Origin of the sequence: Coleofasciculus sp. FACHB-712, assembly GCF_014695635.1 — a bacterium.
Classification (GTDB): domain Bacteria; phylum Cyanobacteriota; class Cyanobacteriia; order Cyanobacteriales; family FACHB-T130; genus FACHB-T130.
Genome location: NZ_JACJOQ010000006.1, coordinates 1 through 1,755, shown reverse-complemented (window position 1 = coordinate 1,755; position 1,755 = coordinate 1). Strand labels below are relative to the sequence as shown.

Below are 1,755 nucleotides of genomic sequence, written 5' to 3'. Positions count from 1 at the left end.
GAATTGGCAGCTGGCGATCGCTTATTCAAAGTCTTCAACAACGACGAAGCCGAAATCCGCAACCGCATCGGCACTGCTTACAGCAAATCGAAGCCGCTGATTTTACTCTCTGACGCCGTTCTCAAACGTCAAGACGCAGGCTTTACCCCCGCACTGAATGCCAAAGTTGCCCTGGTTGGCGGACGAAACAGCAGCGATCCAGCGGCAATTAAGCTTATCCCGATTCTGCGGGAGAGAGTTGGCAGCAACGAAGGCATTACACCGTTGGGAGAAGCTGAACGTCACCGGATTGTTTTTGTACAAGAAATTGGTGGTTTCTCTCTGCGTTGCATTGAGGGAATGCCGGAGTTGCAGCAATCTTATCAAGATTGGAAAGGACAATCGATTCAGGCAAAACGGGCGCAACTTAAAGGTGAAAGCAAAGAACCGCCGATTCCCGTTCACATTCAAAAAGAGCCGCCGTTTTGGGATATCTTTCCAGAAAATCCAGATATTTTCCGCCTGGTTGTGCAAGCAAGGGCGTTACAAGTGCTGCGAATAGAGGAAAATCGCCTCACCAAAGAAAAGGTAATTCGCTACACCCGACAAACCGTAATTGGTTTGGAAAATGTCGATATCGCCTCCAGTTGGGAAGAAGCGGTGCAAGTGCTGCAAGTATTGGCGTGTCGCCCGGATAAAGAAGAAATTCAGCGTCAGGTAACGGCAAAATTAACCCAAGCTGACACGGTGCAGAAAAAACAAGCTCTGTATCACCAACTGAAAGTATATCTGGATCGGCGTGCCGTCGAACTAGAAAAAGAAGGCGCAACTGATAGCTTAAATTACAAGCGCGAAGCAAGAGTGATTCAGGAGATGATTGAAGCTTTTAAGCTTTATTCACCGGGTAGTCAACCTGTTGATTCTCCTGTTACAACTCAGCCAATTGGGGTTGCTTCAAATCATTCTCCGGCTCAAGAGACTCGCACTCACGTTTTCTGTACTAACTGTGGAAATCAGAACCCAGCGAACTCAAAGTTCTGTTCTAAATGCGGCACTAAATTAGTGCAACTGAGCTAACATCAATTCTTCGGGGAAGGGTAGCTTCAGGAACTGATGCTGCTCATCAGGCTAGCGATCGCTACCGCTAACTCGTCTGGCTCAATTGGCTTGGTGAGGCGTCTCTGGAAGCCTGCTTTGAGTATTTGCTGATTGTCAGTTTCGCCAGCATAAGCGGTTAGGGCGATCGCTGGAATCTCTCCCCCCTGCTCTGCACTCTTGGCTCTAATTTGACGAATCAGCATATAGCCATCCATTTCAGGCATTCCAATATCGCTCAACAGCAAATCCGGCTTCATCTGAGCTAGCGCCTCCAGCGCCTCAGCCGCCGATGCCACAGCGCGTACCTGTGCGCCACACTCTTCGAGAATGAAGACGATTAACTCCCGCGTATCCACCTCATCATCTACAACCAGTAGCTTTACCCCTTCCAAATTTGGAGAATTATCAAGTAACGGATTGTCCTGACTCGTCTGAGGCGCAGTTGTCATTAGGGGTAGCGTCACAGTGAAGGTTGCCCCTTGCCCTTCTCCCGGACTTGCAGCCGTAACAGTACCCCCATGAAGTTCTACGAGGTGGTGGACAATTGCCAGTCCTAACCCCAATCCCCCGGATACCCGTGTCGTTTGGCTATCAGCTTGACGAAAGGAATCAAAGACGAAGGGCAAAAAGTCTGGGTGAATTCCCCTCCCCATGTCTCTTACTTGGATTTGGGCATAG

Annotated in this window: 2 protein-coding genes; one reads left to right on the top strand and one right to left on the bottom strand. The window is 49.3% G+C overall.

Translation table 11 applies throughout. From position 1 onward, the window contains the following. Positions 1–1,056 (top strand): zinc ribbon domain-containing protein (locus H6F50_RS00075; RefSeq protein WP_190424905.1); only part of this gene is annotated, 1,056 nt, incomplete at its 5' end. A 26-nt stretch (positions 1,057–1,082) separates the two neighbouring features. On the opposite strand, the gene H6F50_RS00070 is transcribed toward H6F50_RS00075, so the two are convergent. Next, positions 1,083–1,755, bottom strand: a 673-nt coding sequence (locus H6F50_RS00070; RefSeq protein WP_190424902.1) for a response regulator, incomplete at its 5' end; no start/stop codon positions are given.